The sequence below is a fragment of the Streptomyces sp. NPDC093546 genome, assembly GCF_044765045.1.
Lineage (GTDB): Bacteria > Actinomycetota > Actinomycetes > Streptomycetales > Streptomycetaceae > Streptomyces.
Map to the genome: position 1 here is coordinate 91020 of NZ_JBIWJG010000009.1, position 16384 is coordinate 107403.

At 71.9% G+C, this 16384-nt stretch carries 13 protein-coding genes and 1 pseudogene; 12 read left to right on the forward strand and 2 right to left on the reverse strand.

Translation table 11 applies throughout. The features are described 5' to 3' along the window. Positions 1-21 precede the first annotated feature (21 nt). Positions 22-159 (forward strand): annotated as a pseudogene (locus tag ACIRNI_RS20790) (class I SAM-dependent methyltransferase); the annotation flags it as partial. Between the two features lie 112 nt (positions 160-271). Here the strand turns inward: ACIRNI_RS20790 and ACIRNI_RS20795 are convergent. Further along, positions 272-1477 carry a PP2C family protein-serine/threonine phosphatase gene (locus ACIRNI_RS20795; protein ID WP_403553009.1) on the reverse strand — a complete coding sequence of 402 codons (1206 nt, stop codon included), beginning with the start codon at positions 1475-1477 and terminating at the stop codon, positions 272-274. Positions 1478-1717: 240 nt separating this feature from the next. Between ACIRNI_RS20795 and ACIRNI_RS20800 the strand changes: the two genes are divergently transcribed. The 4 genes from ACIRNI_RS20800 (at position 1718) to ACIRNI_RS20815 (ending at position 6342) form a co-directional block, all read left to right on the forward strand. Continuing rightward, positions 1718-3661 (forward strand): SMI1/KNR4 family protein, encoded by a 1944-nt coding sequence (locus ACIRNI_RS20800; protein ID WP_403553011.1) that lies wholly within the window; start codon positions 1718-1720, stop codon positions 3659-3661. A gap of 41 nt (positions 3662-3702) precedes the next feature. Next, positions 3703-4269 (forward strand): protease inhibitor I42 family protein, encoded by a 567-nt coding sequence (locus ACIRNI_RS20805; RefSeq protein WP_403553013.1) that lies wholly within the window; start codon positions 3703-3705, stop codon positions 4267-4269. A 95-nt stretch (positions 4270-4364) separates the two neighbouring features. Next, on the forward strand, positions 4365-5744 hold the full coding sequence (locus tag ACIRNI_RS20810) for a (2,3-dihydroxybenzoyl)adenylate synthase (protein ID WP_403553015.1): 1380 nt from the start codon (positions 4365-4367) through the stop codon (positions 5742-5744). A 10-nt stretch (positions 5745-5754) separates the two neighbouring features. Next, on the forward strand, positions 5755-6342 hold the full coding sequence (locus ACIRNI_RS20815) for a hypothetical protein (RefSeq protein WP_403553017.1): 588 nt from the start codon (positions 5755-5757) through the stop codon (positions 6340-6342). Positions 6343-6452: 110 nt separating this feature from the next. Here ACIRNI_RS20815 and ACIRNI_RS20820 read toward each other — a convergent pair whose 3' ends face one another. After that, positions 6453-7019, reverse strand: coding sequence for a VanZ family protein (locus tag ACIRNI_RS20820; protein ID WP_403553019.1), 567 nt, complete (start codon positions 7017-7019; stop codon positions 6453-6455). Positions 7020-7559: 540 nt separating this feature from the next. On the opposite strand from ACIRNI_RS20820, the gene ACIRNI_RS20825 reads away from it, so the two are divergent. The 7 genes from ACIRNI_RS20825 (at position 7560) to ACIRNI_RS20855 (ending at position 16377) form a co-directional block, all read left to right on the forward strand. After that, positions 7560-8357 (forward strand): SDR family oxidoreductase, encoded by a 798-nt coding sequence (locus tag ACIRNI_RS20825; RefSeq protein WP_403553021.1) that lies wholly within the window; start codon positions 7560-7562, stop codon positions 8355-8357. After that, positions 8341-9354 (forward strand): Inducer of phenazine A, encoded by a 1014-nt coding sequence (locus ACIRNI_RS20830; protein WP_403553023.1) that lies wholly within the window; start codon positions 8341-8343, stop codon positions 9352-9354. The genes ACIRNI_RS20825 and ACIRNI_RS20830 overlap by 17 nt, the downstream gene beginning before the upstream one ends. Positions 9355-9570: 216 nt before the next feature. Next, complete coding sequence (locus ACIRNI_RS20835) at positions 9571-11844, forward strand: iron-containing redox enzyme family protein (protein WP_403553025.1); 2274 nt, start codon at positions 9571-9573, stop codon at positions 11842-11844. Between the two features lie 99 nt (positions 11845-11943). After that, positions 11944-13782, forward strand: coding sequence for a carbamoyltransferase (locus tag ACIRNI_RS20840; protein WP_403553026.1), 1839 nt, complete (start codon positions 11944-11946; stop codon positions 13780-13782). Between the two features lie 126 nt (positions 13783-13908). Continuing rightward, the gene (locus tag ACIRNI_RS20845) at positions 13909-14058 is read left to right on the forward strand and encodes a hypothetical protein (protein ID WP_403553028.1); all 150 of its coding nucleotides are present in this window, start codon (positions 13909-13911) and stop codon (positions 14056-14058) included. Positions 14059-14099: 41 nt separating this feature from the next. Beyond that, positions 14100-15053, forward strand: coding sequence for a TauD/TfdA family dioxygenase (locus tag ACIRNI_RS20850; RefSeq protein WP_355360515.1), 954 nt, complete (start codon positions 14100-14102; stop codon positions 15051-15053). Between the two features lie 70 nt (positions 15054-15123). Continuing rightward, on the forward strand, positions 15124-16377 hold the full coding sequence (locus tag ACIRNI_RS20855) for an ATP-grasp domain-containing protein (protein WP_403553031.1): 1254 nt from the start codon (positions 15124-15126) through the stop codon (positions 16375-16377). Positions 16378-16384 lie beyond the last annotated feature (7 nt).

Consider the following 16384-nt stretch of genomic DNA (forward strand, 5'->3'; position numbering starts at 1 on the left):
CGCCACCACGAAAGGCCCGGGATGTCCGCGCATTCCTCACCCGACTACGCAGGTGCGTCCACGGAAGCGACCCAACATCACTACGACCTGTCCAACGACTTCTACGCCCTGTGGCTGGACCCTTCCCTGACCTACTCCTGCGCCATGTGGGCGCAGGGCGACAACGCTCTGTCCCTGCTGCGCACACGCCGAGACGGCGCTGACTACGCCCGCACATGCCGGTGCTGGCTGGACCGCTTCCTGACCGTCGTACGCCGCGTACGCCGCGCGATCAGGGCTGGTTCGCGGTGCGCGGGGCTGAGGCCTGCCGGATGTCCGCGCCGGAGCCGACGTGCCGTTGGGTCTCCTGGGGACCGTGCCAGTCCAGGCACACGGCGGTGGCATCGTCTCCGAGCCGGCCGTCGGCGGCGTCCCGGACCGCGGACGTCAGGACCAGCGTGGTCTCCCGCGGGTGCAGGTGCCGGGTGCGTTTCAGCAGGGCGGGCAGATCCACCTTCTCGCCGTGGCGTTCGAGCATGCCGTCGGTGAACATGAGCAGACGGTCACCGGGCTGGAGACTGAGGTCCTGCACGCGATAGGGGTGAGGGGTCAGCTCGGACAGGCCGAAGGGATGATCCACCTCGCAGGGGATCGCCTCCACGACCCCCTCCCGCATGCGCAGTGGCCAGGGATGACCTGCGTTGACGAGTCGGGCCCGCCCGGTATGGAGATGGATGCGCAGCAGTTGCCCGGTGGCATGACCGTGGCCGTGATCGATGAGTGCCCGGTCGGCGAGGTGGGCCTGTTCGGCGAGGTCGGCGCCCGCACGGCGGGCGCCGCGCAGGGCGCCCACGAGGACCGTGGCGGCCAGGGCGGAATCGATGTCGTGGCCCATGGGGTCGGTCACCGACACGTGCAAGGTGTCGCGGTCCACTACGTAGTCGAAGGTGTCACCGCTGAGGTCCTCGGACGGCTCCAGGTTCCCGCACAGGGTGAACTGCGCGGCCTCGCACGACAGCGACGGGGGGAGCAGCTGGTACTGGATCTCGGCTGCCAAGGTGGGGGGCCTGGAGCGTTTGCCCCAGGTGTAGAGGTCGGTGAAGCGACCGTTGGCGATCACGATGTAGGCCAGGACGTGTGCGGCCTCCGCGACCGCGTCCAGAGTGAGCCGGCCGGTATCGGACGGCAGGAGCAGTTCCAGTAGCCCGATCGCATCCCCCCGGTTGGTGACCGGCACGATCACCCTCCGCCCCCGGTCGGTCGCCTCCTGATACAGCCGCTGGGTGCGGATCACCTCCTCGTAGACGCTGCCGAACAGGGAGATCCGCTCGGTCTCCCGCCCGCTTCCCGCGGCGGAGGTGGACAGCCGCGCCACCGACTTCCCGGTCAGGTCCACGATGAGGAAAGAGACCTCCGTGGCGTGGAAGCGACGCCGCAGGTCCTCCGCGACCACCGCGACGGCGTCCGCAGGCGCCGCCGCTTCCGCTGCCGTCAGCAATCGGGGAAGTTCGCTCTGTCCACCACTCACGCGCGCGGTCCCTTCCACCAGCCCCTCTACCAGCTTGGCACGTTCCGGCGGCCGCCCGCAGAGGCGGCGGGTCCGCGCTCGGATCACGCAGGGCCCCGCTTCACGACGGTCCTCCTCCCGACGGCCTCCGGCCGCCCCACCCCGGCCCGCCCGGACGTGTCGGCAAGCGGGCCCGCTGCCGTTGTCAGTGCCGGATGACACCATCCGGCCATGAGCAGCGCATCTTTCGACTGGCACGAGTTCCTGGGACGGTGGCAGGAGGAGTGGGTTCCGCCCGCGGACGCCGATGAGGACGACGGCGAGGGCGAGGTCGGCGAGCAGACCCCCGTCCGCCTGGGCAGGCCCGGGGCGGACGAGGCGGCGATCGCCGCGGCCGAGGAGCGGCTGGGGCGGCGGCTGCCGCCCTCGTACCGGGAGTTCCTGGCCGTGAGCGACGGGTGGCAGGTCGACCAGACGGCCGCGATCTACCAGCTCGGTGGCACCGCGGACATCGACTGGTTCGGGGATCCGTACGGCATGACCCCGCTGTACGAGCAGAATCTGGGTGACGACCCGCGCGAGGAGGACGTCCTGCTGGCCGGGATGTGGCGACGGGCGCTGCGGCTGGAGACGGACTCCGACATGTCGTACGCCCTGCTCGACCCGGAGGACACGGACCAGGACGGCGAGTGGGCGCTCTACGTCTACAAGGGCTGGAGCGGTGAACTGCCGGACCGGTACCCGTCGTTCCGCGCGTACATGGAGGCCATGTACCGCGGCTTCCACTCCAACCGGGCGGGACGGCCCGACTTCGTGAACGCGACCACGCGCGCCCAGGACGCCCATGTGGAGCAGGCCCGCCTGCTGGCCCTGCGCGGACGGTACGAGGAGGCCATGCCCCTGTTGGAGGAGGCGTCGTCCTTCGGAAGGCCGCGTAGCGCCGCCCTGCTGGACCAGCTCCGGCATCTGCTCGCCCCGAGCAGTTCGCGGAGTTACGGCACCATGGTGGCCGACCCGCGCTACCTGCCCGAGGTTCTGCCCGTCGAGGCGATGGCGATGGCGATGGCGCCGGCGCGCGGCGGCGGATGGCGGTCGGACGGAGACGAGCACTGGCTCCGGATGATGACCGCCCGAGGGGCCGCCCCGAAGACCGCCGAGGCCGTCCTGAGCGCGGTGCGGGACGGCACCCACCGCTACGCCCCGCCCGGGCCGTGGGGCCGGGCCGTCGCCGGAGCCCGGGAGTCGGCCCGCTGGGGGGCGTCCGACGCCGCGTGGCGGGCACTGCGGGAGGCGCTCCCGCTGTGGGAGCCGCCGGGACCCTTGCTGATCGCCCCGCTCGGCGTGCTCGCCGACCCCGTCCTCGGGCCGCTGATCACTCCGGAGCGCGGGCGGGAGATCCTCGCGACACCGCGGGCCGGAGAGACCGGACCCGCTCCCGAACCGGCGCCCGCACACGACCCGCCGGGCCTCACCTGGCTGAGGGAGCCGACTGCGAACCGGCAGCCGTCCGACGGCTACCGCTGTGTCTGGGTCGAGGGGATCGACCCCGCCCGCCTGCCCGCCCTGATCGGTGAGGAAGGCGCGGAACTGAGCGCGCCCGTGGATCCCAAGAGGGCTTCCGCGCGGGCACCCCGGCCCCACGAGCGGGAGGGCGTGGAGCTCTGGGAGGACCGGGCCGTCGTCGCCGTCGGCCGCACGGGCGGCACGGGCGGCACGGGTGACGGGTGGGCCTTCGCCTTCGGCGGCTACTCCCACCAGTACCTGAGCGACCTGTTCCGGTCGCCCGCGGCGGCGGCCTCCTCGTCGGGCCGTGCGGTGGTGGTGTGGTCCGACCCGAGGCGCTCGCCCCCGGGAGACCACCCGGCCGCGTTCCATCTGTCGGTGGCCGAACACGGCGAGGAGCTCTACGCCTTCACCGTGCGGGGCACGGAGATCCAGCGCTCCGGCGCGATACCCGAAGCCCTGGACCCCGCACGGCTGTTCCGGCCGGAGGACACCGAGCGGGACAACGAACTGCGGGTGCTGGAGGCCCTGCACACCGAACTGGGGCTCTCGCTTCCCCGCTTCGCGCTGACCCGAGGCAGGCTCCACACCTTCACCACCCGGTCCTGGACCCGGGCGCCACGCGCGGGCGAGGGCTTCGCCTACATCAGCTTCGGGCGGCACCGGTCCTGAACGCGGGCGGGCCCGCGCCCTGGTGGAAGGCGGGCCCGCTGGTGGCGACCTCCCGGGCGGTGCTGGATTCCCGGCCCGACATGATCAAACGTGCGAGACCGCTCTCCAATACACCGCTGTCCAAGACGCCGCTCTCCAAGACGGCCCGTTCCCTGCTCGTCGCCGCCTGCGCCGCCCTCGCCTGCGTCCTCGTCCTCGCCGTCACCGGCTTCTTCGGCCCCACCGTGTACGACACCGGTGAGCGCCGCATCACCGTGGCGGTCGGCGACGAGTTCACCCTCGAGGTCCCGGCCCGGCCCTCCATCGGCGAGCACTGGTACCTGGCCGGCCCGAGGCCGGACGCCGGCGTCCTCGGCTACCGGGGCACCCACGAGGAGATCGAGGGCACCGAGGAGGGCATCGCCGGCGGCGGGGACGGCACGGCGTACTTCGACTTCACCGCCCGCGGCAAGGGCACGACGACGGTGACGCTGCTGCACTGCCCGATGGCGCGGTGCGGCGGCGCCGCCCGGACGACGGCCACCGCCTCACCCGTCCCCACGGCGGGCGCGACGGAACAGCCGGGCGACGAGCCGGCGTTCTTCCGCTACGAGATCACCGTCCGCTGAAAGGCCGCCCCTTGGACTTTCCGCCGAGGGAACCCACCGCCCATGGTCGGGACAGCACATTGCCCGCAGGGTCGTCGGCGGATTGGATGGCGCGAATGAGATCCCTGCTCGACGGCTGCACGCCCTGGCCCGAGGAGTTCGTCGACCGCTACTGGTGGGCCGGGCACTGGCGTGGCGACACACTCGACAGCCTGCTGCGCGGCTGGGCCCTGCGGTACGGACCCCGGACCGCGCTCGTACAGGACGGCGACCGGATCACGTACGCGCACCTGAACCGGCGCGTGGACCGAATGGCCGCCGGATTCCGGCTGCGCGGACTCCGGCCCCGGCAACGGGTCGTCGTCCAGCTGCCGAACGTTCCCGAGTTCGTCATCACCGTGTTCGCGCTGATGCGCGTCGGCGCGGTCCCCGTGTTGTGCCCGGTCTCCCACCGCGCGCCCGAGGTGTCCCGCCTCGTGCGCGTCGCCGAGGCCGTCGGCTACGTCGGCCCCTCGACGTACCAGGGCTTCGACCACACGGCGATGGCCGCGGACATCGCGGCCGAAGGGCCGTTCCTGCGGCGCGTGTTCACCCTGGACGCGCCGGGCGGACCGTCCCCGTACGGCGGCCTCGCGACCGACCCGTCGGGCTGCCACTACTTCCCGCTGGGCTCCGTCGAGGCGCCGCCCGAGCCGGCGCTCGCGCAGAACGCGGGCCAGGTCGCGTTCCTCCTGCTCTCCGGCGGCACCGCCGAGGAGGCCCGGCTCGTCCCGCGCACCCACAACGACTACGCCTACCAGGCGCGGGCGGCCGCCGAGCTGGTCTCACTCACCGAGAGCGACGTGTACCTCGCCGCGCTGCCCGCCGCGTACAACTTCGCCTTCGGCTGCCCCGGCATCCTCGGCACCCTCTCCGTCGGCGGCACCGTCGTCCTGGTCGAACACCCGGAACCCGCCGAGTGCCTCGCGGCCGTCGAACGGGAGCGGGTCACCCTCACATCGGTGGAGCCCGACGCCGTCGAGCGGTGGCTCGACGTACATGCCACGGTCGGGGCCGACATGAGCAGCCTGCGCCTCGTGCAGGTCGGCGGCGCTCCGCTGCCCCGGGCGACCGCCGAACGGATGGGCCCCGCATGGGGCTGCCGCCTGCAGCAGGTCTTCGGTGTGGCCGAGGGGCTGCTCACCCTCACCCGGCCCGCCGATCCCGACGAGACCGTGCTGGCCACGCAGGGCCGTCCGCTCTCGCCCGACGACGAGGTCCGCATCGTCGACGTCGACGGCAACGACGTACCCGACGGGGAGTACGGCGAACTCCTCGCCCGCGGCCCGTACACCGTGCGGGGCTACTACCGGGCGCCCGACGACACCGCACGCTCCTTCACCGCCGACGGCTACTTCCGCACCGGCGGTCTCGCGCGGCGCACCCCGGACGGCAGCCTCGTCGTGACCGGTCGCCCGCGCTCCACAGCGGGTACGCCGCCGACGAGGCCGGTGTGAGCTGCGCGCCATGACTGACGGATTCATCCGGTGGTACCGGGAGTCGGCGGCCACGCCCGCCTTCGCCGCGCAGGCGGAGCTCTTCGCGGCCCACGGCCTCGGGCTCGTCCACCCGGTGAGGGGCGCGGCGGTGGTGCTCGACGTGGAGGGGGACGGTGTCCTCATGAGCCCGGAGGAGCTCGGCCGGCTCCTGGGCCTGCGCATCGCGTCGCTCACCATGAACTGGTGGTTCTCCGCCGACGCCGACGTGGTCGCCGCGTACGCGTATGAACCGCTCGGTTGCGAGATCCAGACGCTGTGGCTCGACGGCCTCACCCCGGAACAGGCCGACACGGTCGAAGCGGCCGTCGTCGCGGCGGCGACGGCACTGCCGGTGCCGGGCCGCGCCGTGATCGTCGACCGGGACGGGGAGGGCGACCCCGAGGACTGGGACTCGGCCGTGCTGTACGACGGGGAGATCCCGTCGCACTTCCCGGACCGGGTGCTGGTGCGCGACCCGCTCGCGGAGCGGCTCTGCAGGTCGTCGCCGGAGCTGAGGAGCGAGGGCACCGGGGGAGGCCTGACCCTGTTCGCACCGGGACCCGCCCGTCCGCTCTGACGGCCGGAGGTCCTCCGTACCGCGGACCTCCCGGAGGAAAGCCCCGCTGGTTCCACGACCAGCGGGGCTTTTCCGTGGGGTCGGGCACGCACCCGTACGCGCCCGACGCGTCAGACGGCGCTCGTGCTCCGCTTGGTGAACCGGTGCCACCAATGACGGCGCCGAGGGTGCACGGCACGTCCCAGCAGGCGGCCCAGCACCAGGTAACCGATCAGCGCGCCCGTGGTGTTGAGCAGGACGTCGTCGATGTCGAAGGCACGCCCGGTGATGAGGGCACCCTGGACCAGCTCGACCAGCAGCATCGCCAGGGCGGTGACCACCGCGACGCGTACGAGCCCTCGGGCGCGGGGGACCAGGACCGGCAGCAGCAGACCGAACGGCACACCCAGCACCACGTTCCCGCCGATCTGCTTGACGGTGTCCCGCACGTCCGGCTGCCCGAGATAGTCGCGGATGGAGTCACCCGGACGCAGGTTGCTGTGCGTCAACGACTCGGAGGCCGCCGAGGGCTCCAGGGTGAGGCGTGCGAGCAGGACCGCGAACGCCACCATCCCCACGAAGGCCACCAGCATGGCCATGGCCCGTACCACGGGCGACAGCAGCGGCCGGTCCGACGCCGCTCGTCCCGGTGGCTCTCGCTCTTCCTCAGTCCTCCCCTGCACGACTGTCCGTGCCATCAGAAAACTCCCTCTCAGGGTGGTCCGCTTCCGTCACGCCCACGCCCCGGGAAGCGCGGCCAGGGCCTGCCGGCCACTCCTCCCGGGTCCGTACGTCATGCGAGCTCGTCTACCCTCGCCAACCAGTCGAAAGCACCCGGACCGCATAGCGAGCGGCGACAGGGGCCTTTCGGCCGTGCCTTCGGAGAACCGGCACGGCCGGTTCATCAGCGCGGTACAGGGCCACCCCTCCCGACGGCTGCCCCTACAAATGCCGATGCTGCCGGTCTTTGCCGTATATGTCCCCCCTTCGAGAACCCGCGTTGCGCGTTCCCGACCTCGAGGCTCGGTTCAGTCGGAGTCGAGAACAGGCAAAACTCTCGTCGTACGGAAACGGCGCACGCCCCAGCGGAATCCCGGCGCCGGAAGCGAAAAGAGGAATCGGCTCCACCGGAAAAGCCGAAAAAACCGGAGGAGCGCCCCTGCGCCTTTCGCATGCAAAGCGAAAGGCAACATGCGGAACGTGGAGCGCGGAAAAGAGCGGAGAGGTGGTGGTGTCCCGTGGCCGGTACAGCGGTGGTGACCGGGGCGAGCAGCGGGATCGGCGCGGCGACCGTACGCCGCCTCGCGAAGGACGGCTACGACGTGGTGGCCGTCGCCCGGCGTGCCGACCGGCTGCGCGAGGTGGCGCGGGAGACCGGCGCCCGGGCACTGCCCGTGGACATCACGGACGCCGGCGCCGTACGGCGGCTCGCCGACGCGCTGGACGCCTGCGACGTCCTGGTCAACAACGCCGGAGGCGCCCTGGGCGCGGAGAGCGTGGCGACCGCGTCGGTGGACGACTGGGAGCGGATGTTCTCCGTCAACGTCCTCGGCACCCTGCGGGTCACCCAGGCGCTGCTGCCGCTGCTGCGGCAGGGCGCCGGAGGCACCGTCGTGACCATCACCTCCACCGCGGCCTTCACCACCTACGAGGGCGGCGGCGGGTACAGCGCGGCCAAGCACGCCGAGCACGCGCTCAGCGAGACCCTGCGGCTGGAGCTGTGCGGGGAGCCGGTCCGGGTCATCGAGGTGGCTCCCGGAATGGTGAAGACCGACGAGTTCGCCCTCAACCGCCTGCGCGGCGACGCCGCCAAGGCCGCCGCCCTGTACGAAGGCGTCGACCACCCCCTGACCGCGGACGACGTCGCCGCGTGCGTGGCGCTGGCCGTCGGCCTGCCGCAGCACGTGAACATCGACCACCTCGTGGTGCGCCCTCTCGCGCAGGCGGCCCAGCACCGACTCCACCGCGGCCCGCTGATCCATCGGAAGAACGAGCACGGAATCGAGGAGCGTCCTACCCGTGAATTCCCAGCGTGAACGCCTCACCCCGCAGATGCTGCGGTACGACGATTTCGACGACCGCGCGGAAACCCGGTACCTGCCGTACCTGATGTATTTCCATCGGGCGGGATACCGTTCCGCGACGGTGAACACCGATCGACTGGGATTCAGGATCTCCCACGGCGCCACCGGGCAGGGCTCGGTGGAGAACGCGCCGAAAGGCCCCGTCCGGCTGCTGGCCGGCAGTTCCACCCCGTTCGGCATCGGAGCGACCAGCGACGCCGCCACGATGGCGTCACGTCTCTGGTCCCGGTACGCGCCCTCGGTGCCGTGGCTCAATTTCGCCGGCCGCAGCCACAACTCGATGCAGGAACTGCTGCTGTTCCTGATGCACCGGGAACTGCTGCCCGAGGTGGAGGAGATCGTCGTCTTCTCCGGCCTGAACGACCTGGCCCTCAGCAGGCTGCCGGACGCGCAGCGCGGGAACCACGGCGCCTTCTTCAACTGCGGCGAGTACTTCGACCAGATGGAGGAGCTGCGCGTCAAGCACCGCAAGCAGAAGCGGGGCTTCGGCCGGCGCCCCGGCGCCGCGGCCGGGACCGAGAACCACAAGGTGCCCCCGCTCGCCGACCGGATCGAGTACGCCGTCGACCTGACGACCCGCCACCTCGCCGCCCTGCAGCTGCTCGCGGCACCGACCGGCGCCCGGATCACCTACGTCCTGCAGCCGCTCGCGACCTGGGTCCGGGAGTCCGGATCGCCCGAGGAGAAGGCGGTCTTCGGCGAGCTCGACGAGGTCTCCAACTTCTGGGAGCTGTACGGCGACATCGCCACGATCGAGACGGGCCGCAGGTACGCCGAGGCGCTCCGCGTCGCCTGCGAAGCGCAGAAGGTCCGCTTCCTCGACATGAGCCCGGTCCTCGCCGCGGAGGTGACGGTGAACGACTGGCTGTACGTGGACCGCGCGCACTTCACCGACCACGGCACGGAGATCGTCTCCCGCCTCCTCGCCGACTCCCTCGGCCTCTCCTAGCGCCGCACGCACCAGCCCGAGCAAGCCCGAGCCCACGCCCGAGTCCACGCACCAGAAGAGAGGGCATTCAGCCATGTCGTTCGTGCGAAAAGTCATCGCCAAGCTGTTCAGGCGCAAGCGGAAGGCGAAGAACGACGCGTCCATCTACCCCATGTTCTGACCGGACGTGCACCGCACAGCCCGGGTGCTCGACCACGCGGGAAAGAGAGGGGAACGATGCAAGGCCCAGAGGCAGCTGCCACGGCGACGCTGTCCGCGCAGCACCGGACGGACGGCCCGCACGGGCTGCCGCAGGACGGTGGCTCCGCACGCACCGTGTACGCGTACGCGGCGGACCCGGAGGCGTCCCTCCCCGAAGGCAGGTTCGTCGAGGAGATCCGCAACGTACTGCACCACCACCCCGCACCGGCCGCGGGCGACGACCCGCTCGACGAGCTGGTCCGCCGGGCCGCCGACTGGGCGTCCGACGAGCGCGGGCGGTACCGGGCGCTGCTCGGCGCCGAAGGCGAGGAGGGCACGGCGCAGGCCCAGCCGGGCGACCGCCCCGAAGGACACCGCCAGGTGCTCGTCCGCCGCGCCGTCCTCAGCTGCGCCCCGCTGTCCCTCATGTCCGGCGCATGGCTCCAGTGGCTGAGCGCTCCCGGCAACGCCGACGCCCCCCTCGTGCTGAGGATCCTCGCCCTGTACGCCGCCGACGTCGGCGCCGGCCACCCGGCGGCCTCCCGGGGCAGCGCGTACCTCGAACTGCTGCGCAGGCTGCGGCTCGCGGAGAACGCAGCACCGGCGGTGCGGCTCACCGGCGACCAGCGCATCACGGACGGCGCGTTCCGCCTTCCGGCACTGCTGCTGGCGATGAGCAGACGGCCGGAGGACTTCCGGGGAGAGATCCTCGGGGCCGACCTGTGCCTGCGCGCCGTCGGGCTGCTGCCCGCCCTGGAGATGGTCCGGGCGGCGCTTCCGGCGGAGGCGGACTGGGACGCCATCGATCCCTCGCGCCGGCGCGACCCCGAGGGCCTTTCGCCCGCCGAGCAGTGCCGCACCGCGGTGGACGAGCTGCTGGCGGAGGAGGGCGAGCGGGCCGCCGAGGCGGTGCGCGCGGGCTTCCACTGGGCGCTGGCCGCTCTGCGCGAGTGGTCCGAGGCGCTCCACGCGGAGCTGGTGGCGGCCGGGGACCCCGCGTTCGACATGGCGGAGCTGATGCGCCTGCGGTCCCGTGAAGGCGCCGTTTACCACCACCAGTTCCTGCTGGAGGGCAAGTCGCTGGCCACCTGGCTGGCGGAGTGCCGGACCGACCCGGGGCCGCTGCTCGACGTGCTGGCGCGCAGCAAGCTGGTCAAGCCCGGTCGTTCACACGCCAGTTCCCTGGTACGGGGGCTGGTGGGCGAGCGGGGGCCGATGTTCCGGGTCTTCTCGCCGGAGGACCTGGTCGTCCTGCGCCGCTGGATCGACTCCCTCCCCACCGAGCCGTCCGCGCAGGACGCGCAGGACGCGCAGGACGCGGGCACTGCGGCCCGGGCGGCCACCGCGGGCACGAAGGAGGACCCCCTGGCGGCCGTCGCCGGCGCGCTGCGGGCGGGGTCGCGCTCCCCGGGCCGTACGCCGTCGGGCCTGCGCGAGGCGTACCACCTCCTGATGAACCGGACCGACACCCCGGCGCTGCGCTCCTGGGCCATGGAGTACGTGGCCGGCTGGCTCGCGCGCTCCCGGCACGGCATGGACCGTACGAACATGCCGCTCCCCGAGCGCTGGGGACACGAAGGGCTGCGGCCCTGGCTGCAGGCCCAGCACGACCGGCACGGCGCGGAGTTCGAGGAGAACGCGGAGGTTCCCCTGCCGTCCCGGGAGGCCGTCGTCGACGACACCGTGCAGACGGCGCCGCTGACCCTGATCGACGGCAGCTGGCTCCAGGGGTTCACCGACTACGAGCAGGCGTCGTCCGCGATCGGGCACTCCCTCTTCGAGACGTACTGGGACGAGCTCGGCAACGGCGAGCCGCACCTCAACCACCCCCTCATCTACCGCGACGTGCTCAAGGAGATGGGCGTGGAGCTGCCGCCGACGGCCTCGGCCGCGTTCGCGCGGTGGTCCGGCTTCCGCGAGGAGTCCCTGGAACTGCCGGTGTACTGGCTGTGCGTGGGCCGTTTCCCGCGGACCTTCCTGCCGGAGGTCCTGGGGCTCAACCTGGCCATGGAGCTGTCGGGCGTGGGCGGCACGTACCGCAGGGCGCGGCTGGCGCTGAAGGCGTACGGATTCAGCACCCGCTTCGTGGACATCCACAACACCATCGACAACGTCGCCACCGGGCATTCCGCCTGGGCGGCCGACGCCGTGGACACCCTGCTGGCCTCGCTGCCCGACACGCCCGGCCCCGGCGGCAGGGCGGACGTGTGGGAGCGCGTGCGCGTGGGCTACCGCTCGCTGAACCCGCCGAGCGGCATGGGCGCGCGGCTGGCCGCCCGCCGCAGCCGGCTCACCGGCCGGCGCCGGTGAGGCCCGCGATGCGGCGACGTGACGACGCACCCGGCGATGCGACTACGCACCCGGCCACGCGCGGCGTGGCCATCGACCCCCAGGCGGAGGAATGCAGCGGTGTCTGACCTGATTCTCGGAGTCTCAGCCTTCTACCACGACAGCGCGGCCGCGCTGATCGCCGACGGCGTGCCCGTCGCCGCGGCCCAAGAGGAACGTTTCACCAGGCGTCGGCACGACTCCTCGTTCCCGTCGCGTGCGGTCGAGTACTGCCTCGACGAGCAGGGCGTGAGCCTGGACGACGTCTCCGCCGTCGCCTACTACGAGGACCCCCGGCTGAAGTTCCGGCGGGTGATGGCGACCTTCGCGGGCGCCGCCCCCACCGGCTTCGCCTCCTTCCGCGACACCCTGCCCGCCTGGCTCGGCCGCGGCGGCAAGCTGCGCACCGACGACACCGTGCGCGCCGAGCTCGCGGCGCTGCGCCGGGGCCGGGTGCCGGAGGTCTCCGTACGCCGCCACCACGAGTCGCACGCGGTGTCCGCCTTCTTCCCGAGCCCCTACGAGTCCGCGGCCGTGCTGTGCATCGACGGCGTCGGCGAGTGGGCCACGACCACCCTGTGGCACGGCCGGGGCACCGAACTGCGGCCCGTGGCGGAGCTGCGGTTCCCGCACTCGCTCGGCCTGCTGTACTCGGCGTTCACCTACTTCTGCGGCTTCAAGGTCGACTCCGGCGAGTACAAGCTCATGGGCCTGGCGCCCTACGGCAAGCCCCGCTACGCGCACCTCATCGAGGACCAACTCATCGACCTCAAGCCGGACGGGTCCTTCCGCCTGGACATGCGCTACTTCGAGTACCTGCGCGGCCAGGTGATGACCGGGCGCGGCTTCGAGAAGCTCTTCGGCGGCCCCCGGCGCGCCCCCGAAAGCCCGCTCACCGAGCGGGAGTTCGACCTGGCGGCCTCGGTGCAGGCGGTGACCGAGAAGGCCGTGCTCCGGCTGGCCAAGACGGCCCGCGAGCGCACCGGCGAGTCCCGGCTGTGCATGGCCGGGGGCGTCGCGCTCAACTGCGTGGCCAACGGCAAGGTGATCGACGCCGGGATCTTCGACGAGGTGTGGATCCAGCCCGCCGCCGGCGACGCCGGAGGCGCCCTCGGCGCGGCCCAGGCCGTCGCCATGGAACGCGGCGTGCGGCGCGACCACCCCCGCACCGGCCGCGACGCGATGAGCGGCTCCCTGCTCGGCCCCGCGTACGACGACGACGAGATCGCCGCCTACCTGGAGTCCCGCAACATCCCGCACCGGCGGCTGGACAGCGCCACCCTGGCCGAGCAGGTCGCGGACGGGCTGGCCCAGGGCAAGATCGTCGGCTGGTTCCAGGGGCGCATGGAGTTCGGCCCGCGGGCGCTCGGCGCCCGGTCCATCATCGGCGACCCGCGCAACCCGGACATGCAGTCGGCGATGAACCTGAAGATCAAGTTCCGGGAGTCGTTCCGTCCCTTCGCGCCGGCCGTGCTGGCCGAGGACGCCAAGGACTACTTCGACCTGCCGCAGGAGAGCCCGTACATGCTGGTCGTCTCCCAGGTCGCCGCCGCCCAGCGGCTGGAGGCCCAGGAGCAGGGCGCCTCCGGGCTGGACCTGCTGAAGGTGCAGCGCTCCACCATCCCCGCCGTCACCCACGTCGACTACTCGGCCCGGGTGCAGACGGTGACGGAGCACAGCAACCCGCCCTACCACCGGCTGCTGACCGCCTTCAAGGCCCTGACGGGCTGCCCGGTCCTGGTCAACACCTCATTCAACGTGCGCGGCGAGCCCATCGTGAACTCGCCCCACGAGGCCTACACCTGCTTCATGCGCACCAACATCGACATGCTGGCGCTCGGGAACTTCCTGCTGGAGAAGCACGAACAGCCCGCCTGGACGGAGACGTCCGACTGGCGCGAGGAAATCCCCCTGGACTAGGCGGCCCCACCGGGCCCGAGGCCAAGCCCGGGTCCGGGTCCGGGCGCCTGCGCCCAAGCCCGCGCCGACCGCCGACCGGAGAGCGCCGACCGCCGACTGCCGACCGCCGACAGAAACGGAACGTTCATGCGCAGCTTCCTGCTCCTCCTCGTCTACTACCTCGTCGTGACGCCCTTCGGCCTGCTGAGCCGCCTCGTCAACGACCCCCTCGCCCGCCGCTGGGAACGGCGCGCGGACACGTACTGGAACCCGCCGACCCCGTCACCGGCTCGCTGAGTGGCGCACAAAGGCGTGCAACCGACTGAACGGAGACAACGATGACCAGCCTGCTCCAGTTCGCCCGGTACCGTCTCGAGGACAGTGCCCGGGACCTGGTGACCAAGGAGATCTCCGCACGGGTGTCGGAGACCAGCCTGGATTCCGACCTCGACGACGCGATCCTCGGCGGCATCGGCGCATACGCACTGCGGCGCCATCTGCCCGGCGACATCCTCCAGGGAATCCAGGTGTTCACGGCGGCGGGCTCCCACGCGTTGCTCCTGTCCAACCTTCCCGCACAGGAATTCCCGGCCACGCCGGTCAGCGGATTCGCGGACGAGGCCCAACTCGCCGTGACCAACGCGATCCACCTCGGGCTGATACGGATCCTCGGGTGCACCCCGTTCGCCGTCAGCTACGAGAACGACGGCCGGCTCATCCGCAACGTGGTGCCCAACCCGGCCGCCTCCGGAACCACCAGCTCCTGGGGCGCCGACTCGGAGTTCTTCTGGCACACCGACAACCCCCACCAGCCGTTCGGACCGCCCGGTTCCGACCCCCGCCTGTACACGCCGTCGTACCTGACCTTCTTCGCCATACGCAACGAGGAGCGGGTACCCACCGAGATCGCGGCGCTCGACGACGTCGTCGTACGGCTCGACGAGGAGACCCGGGCCGGCCTCATGGCGCCCGAGTTCGAGGTCGGCGCACCCGACTCCAACGACGGAGAGGCCATCGGCCCACTGACGAAGGCCGCGGTCCTGGAAACCGCCCCGGACGGCCGCCACCGCGCGCGCTACGACCGGGGGACGACGACCGGCGTCACGCCCGCCGCCCAGGAGGCGCTGGAGCGATGGTCGTCGGCCCTCAAGACCGTACCGTCGGCCGACCTGGTGCTGGAAACCGGCGACTTCATGATCTTCGACAACCACCGGGTCCTGCACCGCCGCAAGGCGTTCACGCCGCACCCCCACACCAACGCCCGCTGGCTGCGCCGCTGCTACGCCGCCTGACGGACTGCCACAGCGCAGCACCCCCCACCTCCACACCCACCACCCCACATCACCCCCCGAAGGGAATCCCATGGGCAAGTACCGCGTGGCAGTCATCGGCGGTCGGCCGGCACCGGTCGCGGGTGCCAAGGAACTCGGCATCGACGTCGTCCTCGTCCACGAGGAGGGCGCCTATGACGTGGCCGTGGCCCAGCACTGCGAGCGCATCGTGCACGCCCCCCTCGACGACGGGCAGGCCATCCTCGACGTACTGAAGCCGCTGCACGACGAGCGCCCCTTCGACCGCGTCCTCACCACCACCGAACCGGCGGCCGAGTCCACCGGCTTCGTCGTGGACTCCCTCGGCCTGCCCGGCGTCACCGAGGCCACCGCCCGCGCCCTCAAGGACAAAGCGCTCACCCGGGAGCTGCTGGACCGGCACGGACTCAGCCCCGTGCGCTACCGCATGGTGAACAGCGCCGACGAGATCGCGGCCTTCCGGGCCGAGGTCGGTGAGCGCATCATCGTCAAGCCGGTGGACGGCGTGGCCAGCCTCCACATCCACCCCGTCGACGGACCCGAGGACGCCCAGAGGGCCTGGGAGGCACTGCGCGAGGCGGGCATCTCGAAGATCATCGCCGAGGAGTACCTGGACGGCCCCGTCGTCAGCGTGGACTCCTTCTCGTACGAGGGCCGGCACCTCACCATCGGCTACTCCGAGTACCGCATGAACGACCGGTACGTCGAGTGGGAGGTCTCCACCCCCAGCCGCTACGCCCTGCCCTGGCTCGCCGAACTCCGCGAGCTGACCCCGAAGCTGCTGGACGCCGTCGGCCTCACCGAAGGCCCCTCGCACAGCGAGTTCGTCCTCACCGAGAAGGGCCCGCGCGTCCTCGAATCACACGCCCGGCTGGCCGGCAGCGGCGCGCCCGAGCTCGTGCGCCGCGCCTTCGGACTCAACCTCAACCGGATGTTCCTCACCGTCCCCCTCGGCATCGACGAGCTGCCGCAGACCTCGCCCGAGCCGCTGGGCGGGGCGGCGGTCCGGTTCTTCACCCCCGAACCGGGCACCATCGACGCGATCGAGGTCGACGACGACGCGGCCGATGAGATCCGGCGCGTCCCCAAGGGCGAGAAGCTGTACGTCTTCCTGCCCTACCTGGACGAGTTCATGGACACCGAGGTGGCCGCCGTGATCGGCAAGGACGTCGGCGAGACCGTACCCCCGCTGCTCACCGTCGCCGACTGCGTCTCCGGCTACGTCATCGCCTCCGGGCGCGACGCCGACGACGCGGTCGCCAAGTGCGAGGTCGTCAACGACCGCATCCGCTTCAAGACGAGCTGAGGCCGCA

Coding starts and splice junctions, on each gene's coding strand:
- ACIRNI_RS20810 (WP_403553015.1), top strand. CDS start 4,365: ATGAGATCCCTGCTCGACGGCTGCACGCCCTGGCCCGAGGAGTTCGTC.
- ACIRNI_RS20845 (WP_403553028.1), top strand. CDS start 13,909: ATGCGCAGCTTCCTGCTCCTCCTCGTCTACTACCTCGTCGTGACGCCC.
- ACIRNI_RS20815 (WP_403553017.1), top strand. CDS start 5,755: ATGACTGACGGATTCATCCGGTGGTACCGGGAGTCGGCGGCCACGCCC.
- ACIRNI_RS20820 (WP_403553019.1), bottom strand. CDS start 7,019: ATGGCACGGACAGTCGTGCAGGGGAGGACTGAGGAAGAGCGAGAGCCA.
- ACIRNI_RS20855 (WP_403553031.1), top strand. CDS start 15,124: ATGGGCAAGTACCGCGTGGCAGTCATCGGCGGTCGGCCGGCACCGGTC.
- ACIRNI_RS20835 (WP_403553025.1), top strand. CDS start 9,571: ATGCAAGGCCCAGAGGCAGCTGCCACGGCGACGCTGTCCGCGCAGCAC.
- ACIRNI_RS20850 (WP_355360515.1), top strand. CDS start 14,100: ATGACCAGCCTGCTCCAGTTCGCCCGGTACCGTCTCGAGGACAGTGCC.
- ACIRNI_RS20800 (WP_403553011.1), top strand. CDS start 1,718: ATGAGCAGCGCATCTTTCGACTGGCACGAGTTCCTGGGACGGTGGCAG.